The organism is Streptomyces sp. NPDC047917, assembly GCF_043204345.1.
Lineage (GTDB): Bacteria > Actinomycetota > Actinomycetes > Streptomycetales > Streptomycetaceae > Streptomyces > Streptomyces sanglieri.
The window spans coordinates 150,708-173,477 of the sequence record NZ_JBIDCA010000006.1 but is presented as its reverse complement, the minus strand read 5'-3'; the positions used below and the strand labels follow the sequence as shown (position 1 = coordinate 173,477).

Below are 22,770 nucleotides of genomic sequence, written 5' to 3'. Positions count from 1 at the left end.
GAGAGCTGCACGGGCACTGGGGGAGCCGCCGCGGCGGCTACGGCGACGCCCGCGGTAATTCGAGCTTTCCACTCGGGGCAGGCCGCGTCCATACATGGCACCTCGCCGCGCGACGCCGGGTGCCCGGACGGTGGAGTCCGGCGGTCGTGACTACGATGGGCCAGCCGGTGGCCGTAGGGGCCGCTCGGCCCACCGACCCTCGGGAAGGCCATGCTGAACAAGTACGCGCGTGCATTTTTTACGCGTGTCCTCACACCGTTCGCCGCGTTGCTGCTCCGTCTCGGCGTGAGCCCTGACGCGGTCACTCTGATCGGTACGGCCGGGGTGGTGGCAGGTGCGCTGGTCTTCTTCCCGATGGGGGAGTTCTTCTGGGGCACGATCGTCATCACGATCTTCGTCTTCTCCGACCTCGTCGACGGCAACATGGCCCGGCAGGCCGGTATCTCCAGCCGCTGGGGCGCGTTCCTGGACTCGACCCTGGACCGGGTCGCCGACGGGGCGATCTTCGGCGGATTCGCGCTCTGGTACGCGGGCAACGGCGACGACAACGCGCTCTGCGCGGTCGCGATCTTCTGCCTGGCCAGCGGCCAGGTGGTCTCGTACACGAAGGCGCGCGGCGAGTCGATCGGGCTGCCGGTCGCGGTCAACGGGCTCGTGGAGCGTGCCGAGCGGCTGGTGATCTCGCTGGTCGCGGCCGGGTTCGCGGGTCTGCACAAGTTCGGTGTGCCCGGGATCCAGGTCCTGCTGCCGATCGCGCTGTGGATCGTCGGCGTGGGCAGCCTGGTGACGCTCGTGCAGCGGGTCGTGACCGTGCGCCGCGAGTCCGCCGAGGCCGACGCTGCCGAGGCAGCCGCCGCGCGTCCGGGGAGCGGGACCGACCGGTGAGCGAGGACCCGGCACAGCCGAGCAACGGCCTGCGGGACCGGCTGACCGACGGGCTGTACGGGCTCGGCTGGGGCGCGGTCAAGAAGCTGCCCGAGCCGGTCGCCCGGGCTCTCTTCCGCACCATCGCCGACCAGGTCTGGAAGCGGCGCGGCAAGAGCGTGCTGCGGCTGGAGTCGAATCTGGCCCGGGTCGTGCCCGGGGCGTCACCGGACCGGCTGGCCGAGCTCTCCCGCGCCGGGATGCGCTCGTACATGCGCTACTGGATGGAGTCGTTCCGGCTGCCCACCTGGAGTCCGGCACGGATCAAGGCGTCCATAGAGGTGAGGGACGCGCACCGGCTGACCGACGGTCTCGACGCCGGGCGCGGCGTCATCCTCGCCCTGCCGCACCTGGGGAACTGGGACCTGGCGGGAGCCTGGGTCACCACCGATCTCAAGGTGCCCTTCACCACGGTCGCCGAGCGCCTCAGGCCCGAGACCCTGTACGACCGGTTCGTGGCCTACCGCGAGGGGCTCGGCATGGAGGTCCTGCCGCACAGCGGCGGGGCGGCCTTCGGCACCCTGGCGAGACGGCTGCGGGCGGGCGGGCTGGTCTGTCTGGTCGCCGACCGCGATCTGTCCGCCTCCGGGGTCGAGGTGACGTTCTTCGGCGACACCGCGCGGATGCCGGCCGGGCCGGCGCTGCTGGCCCAGCAGACCGGGGCGCTGCTGCTGCCGGTGACGCTCTCCTACGACGACACGCCCGTGATGAAGGCCCGGATCCACGCGCCGGTCGAGCTGCCCGAGTCAGGTGACCGCAACGAGAAGACGTCCTCGATGACACAGGCGCTGGCCGACGCCTTCGCCCTCGGGATCGCCGACCATCCGGAGGACTGGCACATGCTGCAACGGCTCTGGCTCGCCGATCTGGAGACCCGGGAGGACCCGACGTGAAGATCGGCATCGTCTGCCCGTACTCCTGGGACGTGCCCGGCGGGGTGCAGTTCCACATCCGAGACCTGGCCGAGCACCTGATCCGGCTGGGCCACCAGGTGTCGGTGCTGGCGCCCGCCGACGACGAGACGCCGCTGCCGCCGTACGTGGTGTCGGCGGGCCGGGCCGTGCCCGTCCCGTACAACGGCTCCGTCGCCCGGCTGAACTTCGGCTTCCTCTCGGCCGCCCGGGTGCGCCGCTGGCTGCACGACGGCACCTTCGACGTGATCCACATCCACGAACCGACCTCGCCGTCGCTGGGGCTGCTCGCCTGCTGGGCCGCGCAGGGGCCGATCGTCGCCACGTTCCACACGTCCAACCCGCGCTCCCGGGCCATGATCGCCGCGTACCCGATCCTCCAGCCGGCGCTGGAGAAGATCAGTGCGCGCATCGCGGTGAGCGAGTACGCCCGCCGCACTCTGGTCGAGCACCTGGGCGGCGACGCCGTCGTCATCCCCAACGGCGTCGATGTCGGCTTCTTCGCCGCCGCCGAGCCCAGGGCCGAGTGGCAGGGCGGCACGATCGGCTTCATCGGGCGCATCGACGAGCCCCGCAAGGGCCTGCCGGTCCTGATGCGGGCCCTGCCCGCGATCCTCGACGCCCGCCCGGACACCCGGCTGCTGGTGGCCGGCCGGGGCGACGAGGAGGAGGCCGTCGCCTCGCTGCCCGAGGCGATGCGCGAGCGGGTCGAGTTCCTCGGCATGGTGAGCGACGAGGACAAGGCGCGGCTGCTGCGCAGCGTCGATGTGTACGTGGCCCCCAACACCGGGGGAGAGAGCTTCGGGATCATCCTGGTCGAGGCCATGTCGGCCGGCGCCCCGGTACTAGCCAGCGACCTGGACGCGTTCGCGCAGGTGCTGGACCTCGGTGCGGCGGGCGAGCTCTTCGCCAACGAGGACGCGGACGCGCTGGCCGCTTCGGCGATCCGGTTGCTGGACGACCCGGAGCGGCGTGCGGAGCTGCGCGAGCGGGGCGCCGCGCACGTACGCCGGTTCGACTGGTCGACGGTCGGGGCGGACATCCTCGCGGTGTACGAGACGGTGACCGACGGGGCCGCCTCGGTGGCGGCCGACGAACGCACGGGACTGCGCGCCCGGTTCGGACTGGCGCGGGAGTGAGGGCCGCCGGCCGGGCGCCGGGGAGCAGGGGCCGGGCGGCCACGCCGTCGGTGTCTCACCGGTAGCCTTGCCGCCCGTGATCGAAACCCTCATCTGGATCGCCGTCGCGATCGTCGCGATCGGTATGTACCTCAGCTGGACCGCCGGACGGCTGGACCGGCTGCACACCCGCATCGACGCCGCTCGGGCCGCCCTCGACGCGCAGCTGCTGCGCCGTGCGTCGGTCACCCAGGAACTGGCCACCTCCGGTGTCCTCGATCCGGCCGCCTCCATCGTCCTGTACGAGGCCGCGCACGCGGCCCGCCAGGCGGAGGAGGAGCACCGCGAGGTCGCTGAGAGCGAGCTGAGCACCGCGCTGCGGGCGGTCTTCGGCGAGACGGCGCAGGTGGAGGCCGTGAAGGAGATCCCCGGCGGCGAGGAGGCGGCGCTCGAACTCGCCGCCGCCGTGCGCCGTGTGCCCATGGCCCGGCGGTTCCACAACGACGCCGTGCGCGCGGCGCGCGCGCTGCGCCGGCACCGCAAGGTGCGGTGGTTCCGGCTGGCCGGGCACGCTCCGTTCCCGCTGGCCTTCGAGATGGACGACGAACCCCCGGTGGCCCTGGCGGACCGTCCCGTCAGCTGACCGGACCGCCCCGCTCGCGCGTGACGGGGGCCACATCTCGTCCCGTACGCGTTCAAAACGATCCACCGGCCTGCCATTGGCCCTTGCAGTGGACTGTTCCCGGAGAGTTTGCTCAGCACTGCACCGAGCAGCGATTTTCAGCAACCTTTCTCCGAGTGAGGTCGATCCATGTCCACGCTTCCCACCACCCCGCAGTCCGACTCCCCGGCCACCGGCACCGCGCGCGTCAAGCGCGGCATGGCCGAGCAGCTCAAGGGCGGCGTGATCATGGACGTCGTCGACGCCGAGCAGGCGAAGATCGCCGAGGACGCGGGCGCCGTGGCGGTCATGGCCCTGGAGCGGGTCCCGGCCGACATCCGCAAGGACGGCGGCGTGGCCCGGATGTCGGACCCGAACATGATCGAGGAGATCATCGGGGCCGTCTCCATCCCGGTGATGGCGAAGTCGCGCATCGGCCACTTCGTCGAGGCCCAGGTCCTGCAGTCCCTCGGTGTCGACTACATCGACGAGTCCGAGGTCCTCACCCCGGCCGACGAGGTCAACCACAGCGACAAGTTCGCCTTCACCACCCCGTTCGTCTGCGGCGCCACCAACCTGGGCGAGGCCCTGCGCCGGATCGCCGAGGGCGCGGCCATGATCCGCTCGAAGGGCGAGGCCGGCACCGGGAACGTCGTCGAGGCCGTTCGTCACCTGCGCCAGATCAAGAACGAGATCGCCCGCCTGCGCGGCTACGACAACAACGAGCTGTACGCCGCCGCCAAGGAGCTCCGCGCCCCGTACGAGCTGGTCAAGGAGGTCTCGGAGCTCGGCAAGCTGCCCGTCGTGCTGTTCTCCGCGGGCGGTGTCGCCACCCCCGCCGACGCCGCGCTGATGCGCCAGCTCGGCGCCGAGGGCGTCTTCGTCGGCTCCGGGATCTTCAAGTCCGGCGACCCGGCCAAGCGCGCCGCCGCGATCGTGAAGGCCACCACCTTCTACGACGACCCGAAGATCATCGCGGACGCTTCCCGGAACCTGGGCGAGGCCATGGTCGGCATCAACTGCGACACCCTGCCCGAGACCGAGCGCTACGCCAACCGTGGCTGGTAATCACCGATGAGCGACACCCCTGTGATCGGAGTCCTGGCTCTCCAGGGCGACGTACGGGAACACCTGATCGCCCTGGCCTCGGCGGACGCCCTGGCCAGGCCGGTCCGGCGTCCCGAGGAACTCGCCGAGGTCGACGGCCTGGTCGTTCCCGGTGGCGAGTCCACCACGATGTCCAAGCTGGCGTCCCTGTTCGGCATGCTGGAACCGCTGCGCGAGCGGGTCCGGGAGGGCATGCCCGTCTACGGCACCTGCGCCGGAATGATCCTGCTCGCCGACAAGATCCTCGACCCGCGCTCGGGCCAGGAGACGATCGGCGGGATCGACATGATCGTGCGCCGCAACGCCTTCGGGCGACAGAACGAGTCCTTCGAGGCGGCCGTCGAGGTCGCCGGAATCGAGGGCGGCCCCGTGGAGGGCGTGTTCATCCGCGCCCCCTGGGTGGAGTCCGTCGGTGCGCAGGCCAAGGTGGTGGCGGAGCACGGCGGTCATATCGTCGCCGTCCGTCAGGGAAACGCCCTGGCTACGTCGTTCCACCCGGAATTGACCGGGGACCATCGCGTTCACGCGTTGTTCGTGGACATGGTGCGCGCAGTCGGCTGACTCGATCCCGGTAGGATCTCTCGGGTTCGAATCGTTTTTGGTGACGCGAAGGAGAAGGCAGATGTCCGGCCACTCTAAATGGGCTACGACGAAGCACAAGAAGGCCGTGATTGACGCCAAGCGCGGCAAGCTCTTCGCGAAGCTGATCAAGAACATCGAGGTCGCGGCCCGCACCGGCGGTGTGGACCCCGAGGGCAACCCGACCCTCGTGGACGCGATCCAGAAGGCGAAGAAGAGCTCCGTACCGAACAAGAACATCGACTCCGCGGTCAAGCGCGGTGGCGGTCTCGAAGCGGGCGGCGTCGACTACCAGACGATCATGTACGAGGGTTACGGCCCCAACGGTGTCGCGGTGCTCATCGAGTGCCTCACCGACAACCGCAACCGTGCCGCCTCCGACGTACGGGTCGCGATGACCCGCAACGGGGGTTCGATGGCCGACCCGGGTTCGGTCTCGTACCTGTTCAACCGCAAGGGCGTCGTCATCGTCCCCAAGGGCGAACTGACCGAGGACGACGTCCTGGGTGCCGTGCTCGACGCGGGCGCCGAGGAGGTCAACGACCTCGGTGACACGTACGAGGTCGTCAGCGAGGCCACCGACATGGTCGCGGTCCGTACCGCGCTCCAGGAGGCCGGCATCGACTACGACTCCGCCGAGGCCAACTTCCTGCCCACCATGCAGGTCGAGCTGGACGAGGAAGGCGCGCGCAAGATCTTCAAGCTGATCGACGCGCTGGAGGACAGCGACGACGTGCAGAACGTCTTCGCCAACTTCGACGTCTCGGACGAGGTCATGGAGAAGGTCGACGCCTGAGCCACGCTCGGCGCAGCCCTCAGCGACGGGCCGACGGGGACACACCCCGTCGGCCCGTCGCATTGTCAGTGCGAGCCGATAGCCTGCGGGAACAGTTGACCGATCGGTACGGAGGGGGCGTCCCATGCGGGTGCTGGGCGTGGACCCGGGGCTGACCCGGTGCGGTGTCGGCGTCGTCGAAGGCGTCGCCGGCCGCCCCCTGACGATGCGCGGCGTCGGGGTCGTGCGCACCCCGGTCGATGCCGAGCTCGGCCACCGGCTGGTCGCCATCGAGCGCGGCATCGAGGAATGGCTCGACGAGCACCGGCCCGAATTCGTCGCCGTGGAGCGGGTGTTCAGCCAGCACAACGTCCGTACGGTCATGGGCACCGCCCAGGCCAGCGCCGTCGCCATGCTCTGCGCGTCGCGCCGCGGCATTCCCGTCGCCCTGCACACCCCCAGCGAGGTCAAGGCCGCCGTCACGGGCAGTGGCCGCGCCGACAAGGCACAGGTCGGCGCGATGGTCACCCGGCTGCTGCGGCTCGACGCCCCGCCGAAGCCGGCCGACGCGGCCGACGCCCTGGCCCTCGCCATCTGCCACATCTGGCGTGCCCCCGCCGTCAACCGCCTCCAGCAGGCCCACGCGGCAGCCGCCGCGTCCCGCACCCCGCGCGTCCCCCGCACCCCCGCAGTTCCCGTCCGGAAGGTCCCCCGATGATCGCCTTCGTCAGCGGCCCCGTCGCCGCGCTCGCCCCGACCACGGCCGTGATCGAGGTCGGCGGCATCGGCATGGCCGTCCAGTGCGCGCCGAACACCCTCGCCGCCCTCCGGATCGGCAAGGAGGCCAGGCTCGCCACCTCCCTCGTCGTACGGGAGGACTCCCTCACCCTCTACGGCTTCGCCGACGACGACGAGCGGCAGGTCTTCGAGCTGCTCCAGACTGCCAGCGGTGTCGGACCCCGGCTCGCCCAGGCGATGCTCGCCACCCACAGCCCGGACGCCCTGCGCACCGCCGTCGCCACCGGCGACGAGAAGGCGCTCACCGCCGTCTCCGGCATCGGCAAGAAGGGCGCGCAGAAACTCCTCCTCGAACTGAAGGACAGGCTGGGCGAGCCGGTCGGCGCACACATCGGCCGCCAGGGCATCGGTACCGCGGTCACCAGCTCCTGGCGCGACCAGCTCCAGGCCGCCCTGATCGGCCTCGGCTACGCCACCCGCGAGGCCGACGAGGCGGTCACCGCCGTCGCCCCCCAGGCCGAGGCGGCGATCGCCGAGGGCGGAGCGGCCCCCGTGCCGCAGCTGCTGCGCGCCGCACTCCAGACCCTCAACCGCGCGCGCTGACCGGAGCGCCGCACCCCGGGGAACACCCCGACGCCGGGCCGGGCACCGCACGGCACCGAAACACCCGAGGCGGGACAGACTGAATGAACTGGGACGAGACCGGACCCGACACCGACGAGCGGCTCGACGAGAGCCTCGTCCATGCCGACGCGGACGGCGAGGACACCGCGGTCGAAGCGGCGCTGCGCCCGAAGGACCTGGACGAATTCGTCGGCCAGGAGAAGGTGCGCGAACAGCTCGACCTGGTCCTCAAGGCGGCCCGGGCCCGCGGCGCCACCGCCGACCACGTCCTGCTCTCCGGCGCCCCCGGCCTCGGCAAGACCACCCTCTCCATGATCATCGCGGCCGAGATGGGCGCGCCGATCCGGATCACCTCCGGCCCCGCGATCCAGCACGCGGGTGATCTCGCCGCGATCCTGTCCTCCCTCCAGGAGGGCGAGGTCCTCTTCCTCGACGAGATCCACCGCATGTCGCGGCCGGCCGAGGAGATGCTCTACATGGCCATGGAGGACTTCCGGGTCGACGTCATCGTCGGCAAGGGCCCCGGCGCCACGGCGATCCCGCTGGAACTGCCGCCGTTCACCCTGGTCGGCGCGACCACCAGGGCCGGCCTGCTGCCGCCGCCGCTGCGCGACCGCTTCGGCTTCACCGGCCACATGGAGTTCTACGCCCCCACCGAGCTGGAGCGCGTCATCCACCGCTCCGCCCGCCTCCTCGACGTGGAGATAGACGCGGACGGCGCCGCCGAGATCGCCGGACGCTCCCGCGGCACCCCCCGGATCGCCAACCGGCTGCTGCGCCGTGTCCGGGACTACGCCCAGGTCAAGGCCGACGGGCGGATCGACCGCCCGGTCGCCGCCACCGCCCTCGGGGTCTACGAGGTCGATGCCCGCGGTCTCGACCGGCTCGACCGCGCGGTGCTGGGCGCCCTGCTCAAGCTCTTCGGCGGCGGCCCCGTCGGGCTGTCCACCCTCGCGGTCGCCGTGGGGGAGGAGCGCGAGACCGTCGAGGAGGTCGCGGAGCCCTTCCTGGTACGGGAGGGCCTGCTGGCCAGGACGCCGCGCGGACGGGTCGCGACACCCGCGGCCTGGGCCCATCTGGGGCTCGTGCCTCCGCAGCAAGGCGGAAAGGGACAACAGGGCCTGTTCGGGGCGTGATCTGTCACAGCTTGACCGGAGCAGGAACCACAGGGCGGCGCTGGGCGTTGTTCCATCGATGCGGACTCGCTTAGACTCCGCCGATGCCGCCCTTACAGGTCGGTGTACCCACCCCCGTAGATACAGGCCGCCTTCGAGCGCGGTCGTGCGAAGGAAACTCGTCCCGTGAATCCCGTGACTCTCCTCCCCTTCATCGTGCTCATCGGGGCCATGTTCCTGATGACGCGGTCCGCCAAGAAGAAGCAGGCGGCCGCCGCCCAGATGCGCAACGAGATGCAGCCCGGCACCGGCGTCCGGACGATCGGGGGCATGTACGCCACCGTCAAGGAGCTGCACGACGACACGGTTCTCCTTGAGATCGCGCCCGGCGTCCACGCCATCTACGCCAAGAACGCCATCGGCGCCGTCCTCGACGACGCGGAGTACAACCGCATCGTCCACGGCGACGACGAGAGCGGCCTCGACCTCGACGGCACCGTCGTCCCCGACGACGCCTCCTCGCTGACCGGGGACGACGCCGACAAGGACGCCTCGGACGACGCCCGGATCGACCTCGGCAAGAAGGCCGAGGACGCCGAGCCGAAGGACGACGAGTCCGGCAAGAAGTCCGAGGGCAAGGACGACGGCGAGTCCGACGCGAAGTAACCCACGCCCGGGGATGCCGTGAGCCCACCGGCGTCCGGCATTCCCGGTACCGTGCGGTCTTCTGCGGGGACGGGTCCCCACTACACTTCGTGGCCGCTCGGGCGCGTACCCGGCGCGGGGCGGTTGGACAGGGAGAAACGAGAAGGTGGCAGCACCGAAGAAGAGGCGAGCGCCGGCCGGCGGTCAGGGCAGGCCGGGGCGCTCCCTGGCTCTGATCCTGATCGCCATGGTCGCGCTCACCGGCGGGATGTTCCTGGCCGATCAGCCGACCCCACGGCTCGGCATCGACCTGGCGGGCGGCACCTCGATCACGCTTGAGGCGAAGAGCGAGCCGGGCCAGGAATCGGCGATCAACAAGACCAACATGGACACGGCGGTCCAGATCATGGAGCGCCGTGTCAATGGTCTTGGCGTCTCCGAGGCCGAGGTCCAGACACAGGGCAAGAGCAACATCATCGTCAACATCCCCAAGGGCACGAACTCAGCCCAGGCCCGGGAGCAGGTCGGCACCACGGCCAAGCTCTACTTCCGGCCGGTGCTGACCGTCGCCCAGGGCACGCCCACTCCGGAGCCCAGCGCCTCGTCGTCCGGCAAGCCCACCCCGTCCGGCAGTTCCAGCGCCCCCACCGCCGACAAGGGCAAGACGTCGGCGACGCCGAACGCGAGCGCCACCACCCAGGGCCGCGCGGTCACCGGCGCCCTCAAGGCCGACTCCACGCCGTCCCCCAAGACGAGCACCACGCCCAAGGCCGACGCCACGCCGTCCGCTTCCGCCGCCGACGAGGCCGCCGCGGCCAAGCTGCAGAAGCAGTTCGCGGCGCTGGACTGCTCCAGCAAGGCGTCCCGCGCCGAGGCCGCACGGGGGGCCAAGCCCACAGACATGGTCGTCGCGTGCAGCTCCGAGGGTGACGCGAAGTACGTCCTGGGCCCGTCCGAGGTGTCCGGCACCGAGGTCGACAACGCCAAGGCCGGCTTCGACCAGCAGCGCGGCATGTGGATCGTCAACATGGAGTTCACCAAGAAGGGCTCCAAGCAGTTCCAGACGATCACCAAGAAGCTCTCCGCGCAGCAGTCCCCGCAGAACCAGTTCGCCATCGCGCTGGACGGCGAGGTCGTCTCCGCGCCCCAGGTGAACACCACGCTCAGCGGCAGCGCCGAGATCTCCGGCAGCTTCACCCAGCAGTCCGCCGAGGACCTGGCCAACGTGCTCTCCTACGGTGCGCTCCCGCTCTCGTTCAAGGAGCAGAGCGTCACCACGGTCACCGCCGCGCTCGGCGGCGAGCAGCTCCAGGCCGGTCTGATCGCCGGTGCCATCGGTCTGGCCCTGGTGGTCATCTACCTGGTGGCCTACTACCGGGGCCTCGCGTTCATCGCGCTTCTGAGCCTCCTGGTCTCCGGCATCCTGACCTACACGCTCATGTCGCTGCTCGGCCCGGCCATCGGCTTCGCGCTGAACCTCCCGGCGGTCTGCGGCGCCATCGTGGCCATCGGTATCACCGCGGACTCCTTCATCGTGTACTTCGAACGCGTCCGCGACGAGATCCGCGAGGGCCGCACGCTCCGTCCGGCCGTCGAGCGGGCCTGGCCGCGCGCCCGGCGCACCATCCTGGTCTCCGACTTCGTGTCGTTCCTCGCCGCCGCGGTGCTCTTCGTGGTCACCGTCGGCAAGGTCCAGGGCTTCGCGTTCACGCTGGGGCTCACCACCCTGCTCGACGTGGTCGTGGTGTTCCTCTTCACCAAGCCGGTCATGACGCTGATGGCCCGTACGAAGTTCTTCGCCGGCGGTCACCCGTGGTCCGGCCTGGACCCGAAGCGGCTCGGCGCCAAGCCGCCGCTTCGCCGCTCGCGCCGTGTCAACGCCCCCACTGACCCGAAGGAGGCGTGAGATGTCGCGACTCGGCACTCTCGGCGCCCGTCTCTACCGAGGCGAGGTCGGCTACGACTTCATCGGCAAGCGCAAGATCTGGTACGGGATCTCGATCCTGATCACCATCACGGCCATCGTCGGCCTGGCGGTCAGCGGCCTGAACATGGGCATCGAGTTCAAGGGCGGCGCGGTCTTCACCACCCCGAAGACCAGCGTCACCGTCGCCAAGGCGGAGGACCTGGCCACGGAGGCATCCGGCCACCAGGCGATTGTCCAGAAGCTCGGCAACGGCGGTCTGCGCATCCAGATCACCGAGGTCGACACCGCGAAGTCCGACGAGATCAAGAACTCGCTCTCCAAGGACCTCGACGTTCCCGCGGAGAAGATCGCCGCCGACCTGGTCGGCCCCAGCTGGGGTGAGCAGATCGCCAACAAGGCCTGGACCGGCCTCGGTATCTTCATGGTCCTCGTCGTGATCTACCTGGCCATCGCCTTCGAATGGCGGATGGCCATCGCGGCCCTCGTCGCGCTGATCCACGACATCACCATCACGGTCGGTGTCTACGCCCTGGTCGGCTTCGAGGTCACCCCGGGCACCGTGATCGGTCTGCTGACCATCCTCGGTTACTCCCTCTACGACACGGTCGTCGTCTTCGACAGCCTCAAGGAGGGCACGCAGGGGATCACCAAGCAGACCCGGTGGACGTACAGCGAGATCGCCAACCGCTCCATCAACGGCACGCTGGTCCGCTCCATCAACACCACCGTGGTGGCCCTGCTGCCGGTGGCCGGTCTGCTGTTCATCGGTGGCGGCGTCCTCGGCGCCGGCATGCTGAACGACATCTCCCTGGCGCTCTTCGTCGGCCTCGCCGCCGGTGCGTACTCCTCGATCTTCATCGCCACGCCGCTCGTCGCCGACCTCAAGGAACGCGACCCGCAGATGAAGGCCCTGAAGAAGCGGATCCTCGCCAAGCGCGCGGCGGCCGCCGCCAAGGGCGAGTCCGCCGAGGACGAGCAGTCGGACGACGACCACCCGCAGGACGCGACGCCCGCCGCCGCGGTCGTCGGCCAGCGCCAGCAGCCCCCCAGGGGCCACGGCCGGACCCCGGGGAAGCGTCGATGACCAGCACCACCGACACCACCCGCGAGCTCCTGCTCAGCCGGATCCGCGACGTCCGGGACTACCCGAAGCCGGGCGTGCTGTTCAAGGACATCACCCCGCTGCTCGCGGACCCGGTGGCCTTCTCGGCGCTCACCGACACCCTCGTCGAGCTGTGCGTACGGCACGGCGCCACGAAGGTCGTCGGCCTGGAGGCGCGCGGCTTCATCCTGGCCGCCCCGGTCGCGGTCCGGGCCGGGCTCGGCTTCGTACCCGTCCGCAAGGCGGGGAAGCTGCCCGGAGCCACGCTCAGCCAGGCGTACGAGCTGGAGTACGGCACCGCCGAGATCGAGATCCACGCGGAGGACCTGTCCGCCGACGACCGGATCATGGTCATCGACGACATCCTCGCCACCGGCGGCACCGCCGAGGCCTCGCTGGAGCTGATCCGGCGGGCCGGTGCCGAGGTCGCGGGCGTCGCGGTCCTCATGGAGCTCGGTTTCCTCCCCGGACGGGCCCGGCTGGAGCAGGGCCTGCGGGGCGCGCCGCTGGAGGTTCTGATCACGGTCTGAGCAGTTCCGACCGTATGCGGCAACAGTTCGTGCGAACAGGACGGGCACCCGGGAACAACCGGGTGCCCGTCCCGCGTTGTCGGGAGTCTCCACGGTCCCCGGGGGAGGACCGGCCACAGGGTGGATACGATGGCCTTTCCGGGTACCCGGATCCGCACGAGGAGCGCTCTTGCCAGACGAGGCCCAGCCAGTCGCCGCCCCGCAGCCCGACAAGCCCGCGGCGGCCTCAGCCACGCCCGGGAAGAAGCAGCCCGCGGACAAGCCGAAGCCCCCGGCCCCCGAGACCGGACAGGGCCCGGCCCGGGCAGGAGCCGCGGCCCCCGGGGCAGCGCCCGCTTCTCCCGCACAGCCGGCCGCACCCGTCTCCCCGGCGGCGTCCGCCCCGAAGCCGCCCGCCAAGCCCGCGGCCAGGCCGGTCCCGCCGACCGCCCCCACGACCCGCTCCGGCGGCTCGTCCAACCGGGTGAGGGCCAGGCTGGCCCGTCTCGGGGTCCAGCGCTCCAGCCCGTACAACCCGGTGCTCGAACCGCTGCTGCGCATCGTCCGGAGCAACGACACCAAGATCGAGACGGCCACGCTGCGCCAGATCGAGCGGGCCTACCAGGTCGCCGAGCGCTGGCACCGCGGCCAGAAGCGCAAGAGCGGCGACCCGTACATCACCCATCCGCTCGCCGTGACGACGATCCTCGCCGAGCTGGGCATGGACCCGGCGACGCTGATGGCCGGACTGCTGCACGACACCGTCGAGGACACCGAGTACGGCCTGGACACCCTGCGCCGCGACTTCGGCGACCAGGTCGCCCTGCTGGTAGACGGCGTCACCAAGCTGGACAGGGTCAAGTTCGGCGAGGCCGCCCAGGCCGAGACCGTACGCAAGATGGTCGTCGCCATGGCCAAGGACCCCCGGGTCCTGGTCATCAAGCTCGCCGACCGGCTGCACAACATGCGCACCATGCGCTACCTCAAGCGGGAGAAGCAGGAGAAGAAGGCCCGCGAGACGCTTGAGATCTACGCCCCGCTGGCGCACCGCCTGGGCATGAACACCATCAAGTGGGAGCTGGAGGACCTCGCCTTCGCGATCCTCTACCCCAAGATGTACGACGAGATCGTCCGTCTCGTCGCCGAGCGGGCCCCCAAGCGCGACGAGTACCTCGCCATAGTGACCGACGAGGTCCAGGCCGACCTGCGCGCCGCCCGGATCAAGGCCACCGTCACCGGGCGGCCGAAGCACTACTACAGCGTCTACCAGAAGATGATCGTGCGGGGCAGGGACTTCGCCGAGATCTACGACCTGGTGGGAATCCGGGTTCTCGTCGACACCGTCCGCGACTGCTACGCGGCGCTCGGCACCGTCCACGCGCGATGGAATCCGGTCCCCGGCCGGTTCAAGGACTACATCGCGATGCCCAAGTTCAACATGTACCAGTCGCTGCACACCACGGTGATCGGTCCCAGCGGCAAGCCCGTCGAACTGCAGATCCGCACCTTCGACATGCACCGCCGCGCCGAGTACGGCATCGCCGCGCACTGGAAGTACAAGCAGGAGGCCGTCGCGGGCGCCTCCAAGGTGCGTACCGACGCCCCCAAGAACACGGGCGGCGGCCGGAGCCAGGACACCGTCAACGACATGGCGTGGCTGCGCCAGCTCCTGGACTGGCAGAAGGAGACCGAGGACCCCAGCGAGTTCCTGGAGTCGCTGCGCTTCGACCTCTCCCGCAACGAGGTCTTCGTCTTCACGCCCAAGGGCGACGTCATAGCGCTGCCCGCGGGTGCGACCCCGGTCGACTTCGCGTACGCGGTGCACACGGAGGTCGGCCACCGGACCATAGGAGCACGGGTCAACGGGCGGCTCGTACCGCTCGAATCGACGCTCGACAACGGCGACCTGGTGGAGGTCTTCACCTCCAAGGCGGCCGGCGCCGGTCCCTCCCGGGACTGGCTGGGCTTCGTCAAGTCGCCCCGCGCCCGCAACAAGATCCGGGCCTGGTTCTCCAAGGAGCGCCGCGACGAGGCGATCGAGCAGGGCAAGGACGCCATCGCGCGCGCCATGCGCAAGCAGAACCTGCCGATCCAGCGCATCCTGACCGGCGACTCCCTGGTCACCCTCGCCCACGAGATGCGCTACCCCGACATCTCGTCGCTGTACGCGGCGATCGGCGAGGGACACGTCGCGGCCGCCGGGGTCGTGCACAAGCTGGTCCAGGCGCTCGGCGGCGAGGACGAGGCCAACGAGGACATCGCCGAGAGCTCGCCGCCCTCGCGCAGCCGCAACAAGCGCCGTTCCAACGCCGATCCGGGCGTGGTCGTCAAGGGCGTCGAGGACGTCTGGGTCAAACTGGCCCGCTGCTGCACGCCCGTCCCCGGCGATCCGATCATCGGCTTCGTCACCCGGGGCAGCGGCGTCTCCGTGCACCGCGCCGACTGCGTCAACGTCGACTCGCTGTCGCAGCAGCCGGAACGGATCCTGGAGGTCGAGTGGGCGCCGACCCAGTCCTCGGTCTTCCTGGTCGCCATCCAGGTCGAGGCCCTCGACCGGTCCCGGCTGCTCTCGGACGTCACCCGCGTCCTGTCCGATCAGCACGTCAACATCCTGTCGGCGGCCGTGCAGACCTCCCGGGACCGGGTGGCCACCTCGCGCTTCACCTTCGAGATGGGCGACCCGAAGCACCTCGGCCACGTACTGAAGGCGGTACGGGGCGTGGAGGGCGTCTACGACGTGTACCGGGTGACCTCGGCCCGCAGACCGTAGCGGCCGCGCAGCAGAAGGGCCCCGGTACGCATCGCGTACCGGGGCCCTCCGCTTCGTCCGGGGGATCAGCCGCCGAACTCCTCAAGCCCCTTCAGAGCCTGGTCCAGCAGCGCCTGCCGGCCCTCCAGCTCCTTGGCCAGCTTGTCGGCGCGGGCGTTGTTGCCCGAGGCGCGGGCCGTGTCGATCTGCGAACGCAGTTTGTCCACGGCCGCCTGGAGCTGACCGGTCAGACCCGCGGCACGCGCACGCGCCTCCGGGTTCGTCCGCCGCCACTCCGACTCCTCGGCCTCCTGGAGCGCCCGCTCCACCGTGTGCATCCGCCCCTCGACCTTCGGGCGGGCGTCACGGGGTACGTGGCCGACGGCCTCCCAGCGCTCGTTGATGGCCCGGAACGCGGCCCTGGCCGCCTTCAGGTCCTTCACCGGCACCAGACGCTCGGCCTCGACCGCGAGCTCCTCCTTCAGCTTGAGGTTCTCGCCCTGCTCCGCGTCCCGCTCGGCGAAGACCTCGCCGCGGGCGGCGAAGAAGACGTCCTGAGCACCGCGGAAGCGGTTCCACAGATCGTCCTCGGCCTCGCGCTGGGCGCGGCCCGCCGCCTTCCACTCCGTCATCAGGTCGCGGTAGCGGGCGGCCGTGGCCCCCCAGTCGGTGGAGCCGGAGAGCGACTCCGCCTCGACGACCAGCTTCTCCTTGGCCTTGCGGGCCTCCTCGCGCTGGGCGTCCAGCGACGCGAAGTGGGCCTTGCGGCGCTTGGAGAACGCCGAGCGGGCATGCGAGAAGCGGTGCCACAACTCGTCGTCGGACTTGCGGTCGAGCCGCGGCAGGCCCTTCCACGTGTCGACCAGCGCACGGAGCCGCTCGCCCGCGGAGCGCCACTGCTCGCTCTGCGCCAGCTCCTCGGCCTCGACGACCAGGGCCTCCTTGGCGTGCTTCGCCTCGTCGGTCTGCTTCGCCTTCTGGGCCTTGCGCTCCTCGCGCCGCGAGTCGACCGTCGCGACGAGCGCGTCGAGCCGCTTGCGCAGCGCGTCGAGGTCACCGACGGCGTGATGCTCGTCCACCTGCAGACGCAGATGCTCGATGGCGGTCGTCGCGTCCTTCGCCGACAGATCGGTGGTCTTCACCCGCCGTTCGAGGAGGCCGATCTCGACCACAATGCCCTCGTACTTGCGCTCGAAGTAGGCCAGAGCCTCCTCGGGGGAACCCGCCTGCCACGATCCGACGACCTGCTCGCCGTCGGCTGTCCGCACGTACACGGTGCCGGTCTCATCGACACGGCCCCACGGGTCGCTGCTCACAGCGCCTCCTCCACCTGATGCCCGCGAGGGGGTTCGCCCCCCTGGCATCGTCCACAGTTTCCTGGGGCGGGCAGCGCCCGCCCTGCACAACGCCAATCTAGGCGACCGGCCGCCCGGCTGTCCGCACTCAGCGCGGCCGAAAAAAATCCGTCCCGCGCCCGTCGTCACCGGCCGGACCGGTCCGGCCGCCCCCAGCCGGTCAGGACTTGGCGACGGCCGCCTTCGAGATGTCCACGGCCTTCTTCGGCGCACCGTCGGCCGCGCCACCTGCCACGCCCGCCGCGCCGATGTCCTTGACGGCCTTCAGCGAGGCCTCGTCCATCGTGCCGAACGGGGTGTAGGTGGGCGGTAGTTTGCTGTCCTTGTACACCAGGAAGAACTGGCTGCCGCCGGTGTGCGGCTGGCCGGTGTTCGCCATCGCCACCGTGCCCGCCGGGTAGGTGACCGTGCCGTCCGCGCCGGCCTTGCCCAGCGCGGTCAGGTTCTCGTCCGGGATCGTGTAGCCGGGACCCCCGGTGCCGTCGCCCTTGGGGTCGCCGCACTGGAGGACGAAGATGCCCTGAGTGGTCAGACGGTGACACTTCGTACCGTCGAAGTAACCCTTGTCGGCCAGCGACTTGAAGGAGTTCGTGGTGTGCGGCGTCTTCGCCGCCTTCATCGCGAACGCGATGTCGCCCTGGCTCGTCTTGAGCGAGAGGGTGTACTCGGCCTTCTTGTCGATCTTCATCGCGGGCTCGGGCGCACTGCTCTCCTTCGCCTCCGGCGACGCGTCGGCCGACGGGCTCGAACTCGCGGCCGCGTCCGCCTTGTCCTTCTTGTCGTCGTCGCCGAGGGCGAGATAGGAACCCACGCCGATGACGGCCACCACGGCCACCGCGGACGCGATGACGACCGTCAGCCGCCTCGTCCTGCGGCGGGCCTCCTCCCGGCGCTGCTGCTGCCGCTCGAACTTCTCCCTGGCGAGCTGCCGCCGCCGCTGATCGCTGCTGACCACCGGGTGATCTCCTTGTAGGTCGTGTGATGAGGCCCTGGCTGCCCCGTACCGTATATGGGTTAGCTGTGGAATGAGGAGCGCCGGTAGGCTCTGAACTGCCGCGACCTTCTCAGTCGCAATCCGCCGTCGGACGACCATTAAGGACGATCGTGCTCATTGCCGGGTTCCCCGCAGGGGCCTGGGGGACCAACTGTTATCTGGTCGCCCCGGCCGCAGGCGAGGAGTGCGTGATCATCGACCCGGGCCACCAGGCCGCGGCCGGAGTCGAGGAAGCACTGAAGAAGCATCGGCTGAAGCCCGTCGCCGTCGTACTGACCCACGGCCACATCGACCATGTCGCCTCGGTCGTCCCGGTGTGCGGCGCGCACGACGTCCCCGCCTGGATCCACCCGGAGGACCGGTACATGATGAGCGACCCGGAGAAGGCCCTCGGCCGCTCCATCGGGATGCCGCTCATGGGCGAGCTGACGATCGGGGAGCCGGACGACGTCAAGGAGCTGAGCGACGGCGCCCTGCTGAAGCTGGCCGGTCTGGAGTTGGGTGTCGCGCATGCGCCCGGCCATACCAAGGGGTCGGTGACGTTCAGGACGCCCGAGGCCGCGGATGTTCCGCAGATCCTCTTCTCGGGCGACCTGCTCTTCGCCGGCTCCGTCGGACGCACCGACCTGCCCGGCGGCGACCACGCCGAGCTGCTCGAGTCGCTGGCCCGCGTGTGCCTGCCGCTCGACGACTCGACCGTGGTGCTGTCCGGCCACGGACCCCAGACGACCATCGGCCGTGAGCGCGCCTCGAATCCGTATCTGCACGGTATGGACGCGCCCCGACGAGGAATGTGACGAGAGAAATCCCGTGAGCACTTTCAAGGCCCCCAAGGGCACGTACGACCTGACCCCGCCCGACTCTGCGAAGTACCTGGCGGTGCGCGAGGCGATCTCCGCCCCCCTGAAGAACTCCGGATACGGCTACATCGAGACGCCCGGCTTCGAGGACGTCGCCCTGTTCTCCCGCGGTGTCGGCGAGTCCACCGACATCGTGACCAAGGAGATGTACACCCTCACCACCAAGGGCGGCTCCCAGCTGGCGCTGCGCCCCGAGGGCACCGCCTCGGTGCTCCGCGCCGCGCTGGAGGCCAACCTCCACAAGCTCGGCAACCTGCCGGTGAAGCTCTGGTACTCCGGCTCGTACTACCGCTACGAGCGCCCGCAGAAGGGCCGCTACCGCCACTTCTCGCAGGTCGGCGCCGAGGCGATCGGTGCCGAGGACCCGGCGCTCGACGCCGAGCTGATCATCCTGGCCGACCAGGCGTACCGCGCCCTGGGCCTGCGGAACTTCCGCATCCTGCTCAACTCGCTGGGCGACAAGGAGTGCCGCCCCGTCTACCGGGACGCGCTCCAGGGCTTCCTGCGCGAGCTCGACCTGGACGAGGAGACCCGCCGCCGCATCGAGATCAACCCGCTCCGGGTCCTCGACGACAAGCGGCCCGAGGTGCAGAAGCAGCTGACCGGCGCTCCGGTACTGCGCGACTATCTCTGCGACGCCTGCAAGGCGTACCACGAGGAGGTGCGCGACCTGCTCTCGGCGGCGGGCGTGGTGTACGAGGACGACGAGAAGCTCGTCCGCGGCCTCGACTACTACACCCGCACCACCTTCGAGTTCGTCCACGACGGACTCGGCTCGCAGTCCGCGGTGGGCGGCGGCGGCCGCTACGACGGCCTGTCCGAGATGATCGGCGGACCGGCGCTCCCGTCGGTCGGCTGGGCGCTCGGCGTGGACCGCACGGTGCTCGCGCTGGAGGCGGAGGGCGTCGAGCTCGAACTGCCCGCCGCCACCAGCGTCTTCGCGGTGCCGCTCGGCGAGGAGGCCCGCCGGGTGCTCTTCGGGATCGTCACGCAGCTGCGCCGCGAGGGTGTGGCGGCGGACTTCGCGTACGGGAACCGGGGCCTCAAGGGCGCGATGAAGAGCGCGAACCGGTCGGGGGCCCGCTTCACGATCGTCGCGGGCGAGCGTGACCTGGCCGAGGGCGCGGTCCAGCTCAAGGACATGGAGTCCGGCGAGCAGACGGCCGTGCCGCTGTCCGACGTGGTCGGGGCGGTCCGCGAGCGCCTGGTCTGAGACGCGGTCGGGGTGGCCGGCGGCACGATCCGCCGGCCACCCCGAAGCCACGCGCACCGGGGCGGTGCGGGCCGAAGCCACGCGCACCGGGGCGGTGCGCCCCGAAGCCACGCGCCCCGAAGCCACGCGCCCCGAAGCCACGCGCACCGGGGCCGTGCGCACCCCGGCCGGCCGTCGCGCGGTCCTTCCGCCGGACGCCGGCAGGTACGGCACCCCGCCGACGCGCCGCGCGCCGAGGACCGGCGCGACCTTCCCGTACTCCCGGCTCCCGGGCTGTTCGACGCCGGCCGCCGGCGGCCCAGGGCAGCAGCGGCCGGTGTGCGCCACCGTCTCGCGTACCGTCAACCCGGCGGGCGCGGATTCATCCAGCCGGACGATGCCGACCCGGGAACTCCAACGACGGTCGGCGCGGGCCGGGTCGACGCCGAGCGCCGCGGCGGTCCCTTCGCCGCGGCTGCGGCGACCCTGCGGGATCTCCACCGTCCGCTCCTCCCGGACCCGTTCGGCCAGAGGAACCCGAACACCCCCGCCCGGCCGGGATCCCCAGGTCCGGGCCGTCGACGGCGGTCGGTTCGCCGTAGCGCCTCCTCGGCCCGCGTACTTCCGGCGCGAGTTCGGTCACGGCGCGGAGCCTCTCGCGGACCCCTGTATTCCGCGCCGGTCGTGCACAGACCTTTGGGTACACCTTTATGTCCATCGAACAGAAGACTTGTGCCGTGGTACGGCACAATGACCGTGCCCAGCAGGCCACTCACTGATGGAACGGCGATATGACGACAGCAGCGGTTGACCATCCCTCCTCCGAACAGGACGAGGACGGCGGGAAGAGGACCATCGGCGGCGGTCGGGCGCTCGCACTGCTGCTGGTGATCACGGGTGCTGCCGGACTCCTGGCCGCCTGGGTCATCACGATCGACAAGTTCAAGTTGCTGGAGGACCCCAACTTCACACCGGGGTGCAGCCTCAACCCGGTCGTCGCGTGCGGCAACATCATGAAGAGCGAGCAGGCGGCCGCCTTCGGGTTCCCGAACCCGATGCTCGGCATGGCCACCTACCCCGTGATCATCGGCATCGGGCTGGCGCTGCTCGCGGGCGCCCGCTTCCGCAGCTGGTACTGGCTCGGGATGAACGCCGGCACGCTGTTCGGCGTCGGCTTCTGCACCTGGCTCCAGTACCAGTCGCTCTACAACATCAACTCGCTCTGCCTCTGGTGCTGCCTGGCCTGGGTCGCGACGATCTTCATGTTCTGCTACGTCACCACGCACAACATCAAGCACCGGATCATCCCCGCGCCGAACTGGCTGCGCAACGGCCTGACGGAGTTCCACTGGGTGCCGCCGGTCCTGTGGGTCGGCATCATCGGCATGCTGATCCTGACCCGCTGGTGGGACTTCTGGACCAGCTGACCGGCCCTTCGACCCTCCCGGGCCACCGGCCCGGGAGGGATGTCAGTGCCGTGGCATAGGCTTCAAAACGTGGAGCCCGACCTCTTTACCGCAGCTGCCGAAGACCGCCAGGAGAAGGACCCGTCCAGCAGCCCACTGGCTGTCCGGATGCGCCCCCGCACCCTCGACGAGGTCGTCGGCCAGCAGCATCTGCTCAAGCCGGGCTCGCCGCTGCGCCGCCTGGTCGGCGAGGGGAGCGGCGGGCCGGCCGGCCCGTCCTCGGTGATCCTCTGGGGCCCACCCGGCATCGGGAAGACGACTCTGGCGTACGTGGTCAGCAAGGCCACCAACAAGCGCTTCGTCGAGCTCTCCGCGATCACCGCGGGTGTCAAGGAGGTGCGCGCCGTCATCGAGGGCGCCCGCCGCGCCACCGGCGGCTACGGCAAGGAGACCGTCCTCTTCCTCGACGAGATCCACCGCTTCTCCAAGGCGCAGCAGGACTCCCTGCTGCCGGCGGTGGAGAACCGCTGGGTGACGCTGATCGCGGCGACCACCGAGAATCCGTACTTCTCGATCATCTCGCCGCTGCTGTCCCGTTCGCTGCTGCTCACCCTGGAATCGCTCACCGACGAGGATCTGAGCGGCCTGCTTCGGCGTGCCCTGGCCGACGAGCGCGGGCTGGGCGGCGCGGTGTCCCTGCCCGAGGACGCCGAGGCGCATCTGCTGCGGATCGCGGGTGGCGACGCCCGCCGGGCGCTGACCGCGCTGGAGGCCGCGGCCGGTGCCGCGCTGTCCAAGCAGGAGAAGGAGATCAGCCTCCTGACCCTGGAGGAGACCGTCGACCGCGCGGCCGTCAAGTACGACCGGGACGGCGACCAGCACTACGACGTGGCGAGCGCGCTCATCAAGTCGATCCGCGGCTCCGACGTGGACGCCGCCCTGCATTACCTGGCCCGGATGATCGAGGCGGGGGAGGATCCCCGGTTCATCGCCAGGCGGCTGATGATCTCGGCCAGCGAGGACATCGGTCTCGCCGACCCCACGGCGCTGCCCACCGCCGTCGCGGCCGCCCAGGCGGTCGCCATGATCGGTTTCCCGGAGGCGGCGCTCACCCTCAGCCATGCCACGATCGCGCTGGCCCTGGCCCCCAAGTCCAACGCGGCGACGCTGGCGATCTCCGCCGCCCAGGAGGACGTACGCAAGGGTCTCGCGGGTCCTGTCCCGGCCCATCTGCGCGACGGCCACTACAAGGGTGCAGCGAAGCTGGGCCATGCCCAGGGATATGTGTACCCGCACGATGTCCCCGGCGGCATCGCCACCCAGCAGTACGCCCCGGACGCCGTGCGCGACAAGCACTACTACCGGCCCACGCGCTACGGCGCGGAGGCGCGCTACGCGGATGTGGTGGAGCGGGTCCGCGAGCGGCTCGGCCGCACGGCCGGTGACGGCACCGGCCCGTCGGCGGGCTGAGGGAGCGCG

General features: G+C 70.6%; 21 protein-coding genes. 19 read left to right on the top strand and 2 right to left on the bottom strand.

Going from position 1 to position 22,770, the window contains the following annotated elements; all coding sequences use genetic code 11:
- Positions 1 to 210: 210 nt before the first annotated feature.
- From pgsA to ACGF8B_RS15980, 15 genes are all read left to right on the top strand, one after another.
- Entirely contained in the window at positions 211 to 885 is a 675-nt protein-coding gene (pgsA, locus tag ACGF8B_RS16050) for a phosphatidylinositol phosphate synthase (protein WP_392738668.1), read from the top strand.
- Complete coding sequence (locus ACGF8B_RS16045) at positions 882 to 1,817, top strand: phosphatidylinositol mannoside acyltransferase (protein ID WP_392738665.1); 936 nt, start codon at positions 882 to 884, stop codon at positions 1,815 to 1,817. The genes pgsA and ACGF8B_RS16045 overlap by 4 nt, the downstream gene beginning before the upstream one ends.
- A complete protein-coding gene (locus ACGF8B_RS16040) occupies positions 1,814 to 2,974 on the top strand; it encodes a glycosyltransferase family 4 protein (protein ID WP_392738662.1) in 1,161 nt (386 codons plus the stop codon). The genes ACGF8B_RS16045 and ACGF8B_RS16040 overlap by 4 nt, the downstream gene beginning before the upstream one ends.
- A 124-nt stretch (positions 2,975 to 3,098) precedes the next feature.
- Positions 3,099 to 3,596, top strand: a complete 498-nt coding sequence (locus ACGF8B_RS16035; protein ID WP_342279878.1) for a hypothetical protein — start codon at positions 3,099 to 3,101, stop codon at positions 3,594 to 3,596.
- Between the two features lie 168 nt (positions 3,597 to 3,764).
- Positions 3,765 to 4,682, top strand: a complete 918-nt coding sequence (pdxS, locus tag ACGF8B_RS16030) for a pyridoxal 5'-phosphate synthase lyase subunit PdxS (RefSeq protein WP_392738659.1) — start codon at positions 3,765 to 3,767, stop codon at positions 4,680 to 4,682.
- A gap of 6 nt (positions 4,683 to 4,688) precedes the next feature.
- Positions 4,689 to 5,282 carry a pyridoxal 5'-phosphate synthase glutaminase subunit PdxT gene (gene pdxT, locus ACGF8B_RS16025; protein WP_392738657.1) on the top strand — a complete coding sequence of 198 codons (594 nt, stop codon included), beginning with the start codon at positions 4,689 to 4,691 and terminating at the stop codon, positions 5,280 to 5,282.
- A 61-nt stretch (positions 5,283 to 5,343) separates the two neighbouring features.
- Positions 5,344 to 6,096 carry a YebC/PmpR family DNA-binding transcriptional regulator gene (locus tag ACGF8B_RS16020; protein ID WP_072484508.1) on the top strand — a complete coding sequence of 251 codons (753 nt, stop codon included), beginning with the start codon at positions 5,344 to 5,346 and terminating at the stop codon, positions 6,094 to 6,096.
- Between the two features lie 124 nt (positions 6,097 to 6,220).
- A complete protein-coding gene (gene ruvC, locus ACGF8B_RS16015) occupies positions 6,221 to 6,793 on the top strand; it encodes a crossover junction endodeoxyribonuclease RuvC (protein WP_392738654.1) in 573 nt (190 codons plus the stop codon).
- Complete coding sequence (gene ruvA / locus ACGF8B_RS16010) at positions 6,790 to 7,416, top strand: Holliday junction branch migration protein RuvA (RefSeq protein ID WP_392738651.1); 627 nt, start codon at positions 6,790 to 6,792, stop codon at positions 7,414 to 7,416. The genes ruvC and ruvA overlap by 4 nt, the downstream gene beginning before the upstream one ends.
- An 83-nt stretch (positions 7,417 to 7,499) precedes the next feature.
- Positions 7,500 to 8,573: a Holliday junction branch migration DNA helicase RuvB gene (gene ruvB / locus ACGF8B_RS16005; RefSeq protein ID WP_392738649.1), complete on the top strand. Its 1,074-nt coding sequence runs from the start codon at positions 7,500 to 7,502 to the stop codon at positions 8,571 to 8,573.
- Positions 8,574 to 8,738: 165 nt separating this feature from the next.
- Positions 8,739 to 9,218: a preprotein translocase subunit YajC gene (gene yajC, locus ACGF8B_RS16000; RefSeq protein ID WP_392738646.1), complete on the top strand. Its 480-nt coding sequence runs from the start codon at positions 8,739 to 8,741 to the stop codon at positions 9,216 to 9,218.
- 145 nt (positions 9,219 to 9,363) lie between these two features.
- Positions 9,364 to 11,103: a protein translocase subunit SecD gene (secD, locus tag ACGF8B_RS15995; RefSeq protein ID WP_392738644.1), complete on the top strand. Its 1,740-nt coding sequence runs from the start codon at positions 9,364 to 9,366 to the stop codon at positions 11,101 to 11,103.
- Between the two features lies 1 nt (position 11,104).
- Positions 11,105 to 12,208, top strand: a complete 1,104-nt coding sequence (secF, locus tag ACGF8B_RS15990; RefSeq protein WP_392738641.1) for a protein translocase subunit SecF — start codon at positions 11,105 to 11,107, stop codon at positions 12,206 to 12,208.
- Positions 12,205 to 12,756: an adenine phosphoribosyltransferase gene (locus ACGF8B_RS15985; RefSeq protein WP_392738638.1), complete on the top strand. Its 552-nt coding sequence runs from the start codon at positions 12,205 to 12,207 to the stop codon at positions 12,754 to 12,756. The genes secF and ACGF8B_RS15985 overlap by 4 nt, the downstream gene beginning before the upstream one ends.
- 169 nt (positions 12,757 to 12,925) lie before the next feature.
- A complete protein-coding gene (locus ACGF8B_RS15980; protein ID WP_392738635.1) occupies positions 12,926 to 15,505 on the top strand; it encodes a RelA/SpoT family protein in 2,580 nt (859 codons plus the stop codon).
- A gap of 65 nt (positions 15,506 to 15,570) precedes the next feature.
- Here ACGF8B_RS15980 and ACGF8B_RS15975 read toward each other — a convergent pair whose 3' ends face one another.
- Positions 15,571 to 16,800, bottom strand: a complete 1,230-nt coding sequence (locus ACGF8B_RS15975; RefSeq protein ID WP_392738633.1) for a DUF349 domain-containing protein — start codon at positions 16,798 to 16,800, stop codon at positions 15,571 to 15,573.
- A gap of 199 nt (positions 16,801 to 16,999) precedes the next feature.
- The gene (locus tag ACGF8B_RS15970) at positions 17,000 to 17,794 is read right to left on the bottom strand and encodes a peptidylprolyl isomerase (protein ID WP_392738631.1); all 795 of its coding nucleotides are present in this window, start codon (positions 17,792 to 17,794) and stop codon (positions 17,000 to 17,002) included.
- Positions 17,795 to 17,943: 149 nt separating this feature from the next.
- Between ACGF8B_RS15970 and ACGF8B_RS15965 the strand changes: the two genes are divergently transcribed.
- From ACGF8B_RS15965 to ACGF8B_RS15950, 4 genes are all read left to right on the top strand, one after another.
- Positions 17,944 to 18,630: an MBL fold metallo-hydrolase gene (locus ACGF8B_RS15965; RefSeq protein ID WP_392738629.1), complete on the top strand. Its 687-nt coding sequence runs from the start codon at positions 17,944 to 17,946 to the stop codon at positions 18,628 to 18,630.
- A 13-nt stretch (positions 18,631 to 18,643) separates the two neighbouring features.
- Positions 18,644 to 19,906 (top strand): histidine--tRNA ligase, encoded by a 1,263-nt coding sequence (gene hisS, locus ACGF8B_RS15960; protein ID WP_392738626.1) that lies wholly within the window; start codon positions 18,644 to 18,646, stop codon positions 19,904 to 19,906.
- A gap of 770 nt (positions 19,907 to 20,676) precedes the next feature.
- Positions 20,677 to 21,312, top strand: a complete 636-nt coding sequence (locus tag ACGF8B_RS15955) for a vitamin K epoxide reductase family protein (RefSeq protein ID WP_392738623.1) — start codon at positions 20,677 to 20,679, stop codon at positions 21,310 to 21,312.
- 69 nt (positions 21,313 to 21,381) lie between these two features.
- The gene (locus ACGF8B_RS15950) at positions 21,382 to 22,761 is read left to right on the top strand and encodes a replication-associated recombination protein A (RefSeq protein WP_392738621.1); all 1,380 of its coding nucleotides are present in this window, start codon (positions 21,382 to 21,384) and stop codon (positions 22,759 to 22,761) included.
- The last annotated feature ends 9 nt before the right edge of the window (positions 22,762 to 22,770 follow it).

Bases quoted from the DNA above. Each gene is read 5' to 3' on its own strand.
- ruvB (WP_392738649.1), top strand. From the start codon at position 7,500: ATGAACTGGGACGAGACCGGACCCGACACCGACGAGCGGCTCGACGAG.
- pdxS (WP_392738659.1), top strand. From the start codon at position 3,765: ATGTCCACGCTTCCCACCACCCCGCAGTCCGACTCCCCGGCCACCGGC.
- secF (WP_392738641.1), top strand. From the start codon at position 11,105: ATGTCGCGACTCGGCACTCTCGGCGCCCGTCTCTACCGAGGCGAGGTC.
- ACGF8B_RS16035 (WP_342279878.1), top strand. From the start codon at position 3,099: ATGTACCTCAGCTGGACCGCCGGACGGCTGGACCGGCTGCACACCCGC.
- ruvA (WP_392738651.1), top strand. From the start codon at position 6,790: ATGATCGCCTTCGTCAGCGGCCCCGTCGCCGCGCTCGCCCCGACCACG.
- pdxT (WP_392738657.1), top strand. From the start codon at position 4,689: ATGAGCGACACCCCTGTGATCGGAGTCCTGGCTCTCCAGGGCGACGTA.
- ruvC (WP_392738654.1), top strand. From the start codon at position 6,221: ATGCGGGTGCTGGGCGTGGACCCGGGGCTGACCCGGTGCGGTGTCGGC.
- ACGF8B_RS15955 (WP_392738623.1), top strand. From the start codon at position 20,677: ATGACGACAGCAGCGGTTGACCATCCCTCCTCCGAACAGGACGAGGAC.
- pgsA (WP_392738668.1), top strand. From the start codon at position 211: ATGCTGAACAAGTACGCGCGTGCATTTTTTACGCGTGTCCTCACACCG.
- ACGF8B_RS16020 (WP_072484508.1), top strand. From the start codon at position 5,344: ATGTCCGGCCACTCTAAATGGGCTACGACGAAGCACAAGAAGGCCGTG.
- ACGF8B_RS15985 (WP_392738638.1), top strand. From the start codon at position 12,205: ATGACCAGCACCACCGACACCACCCGCGAGCTCCTGCTCAGCCGGATC.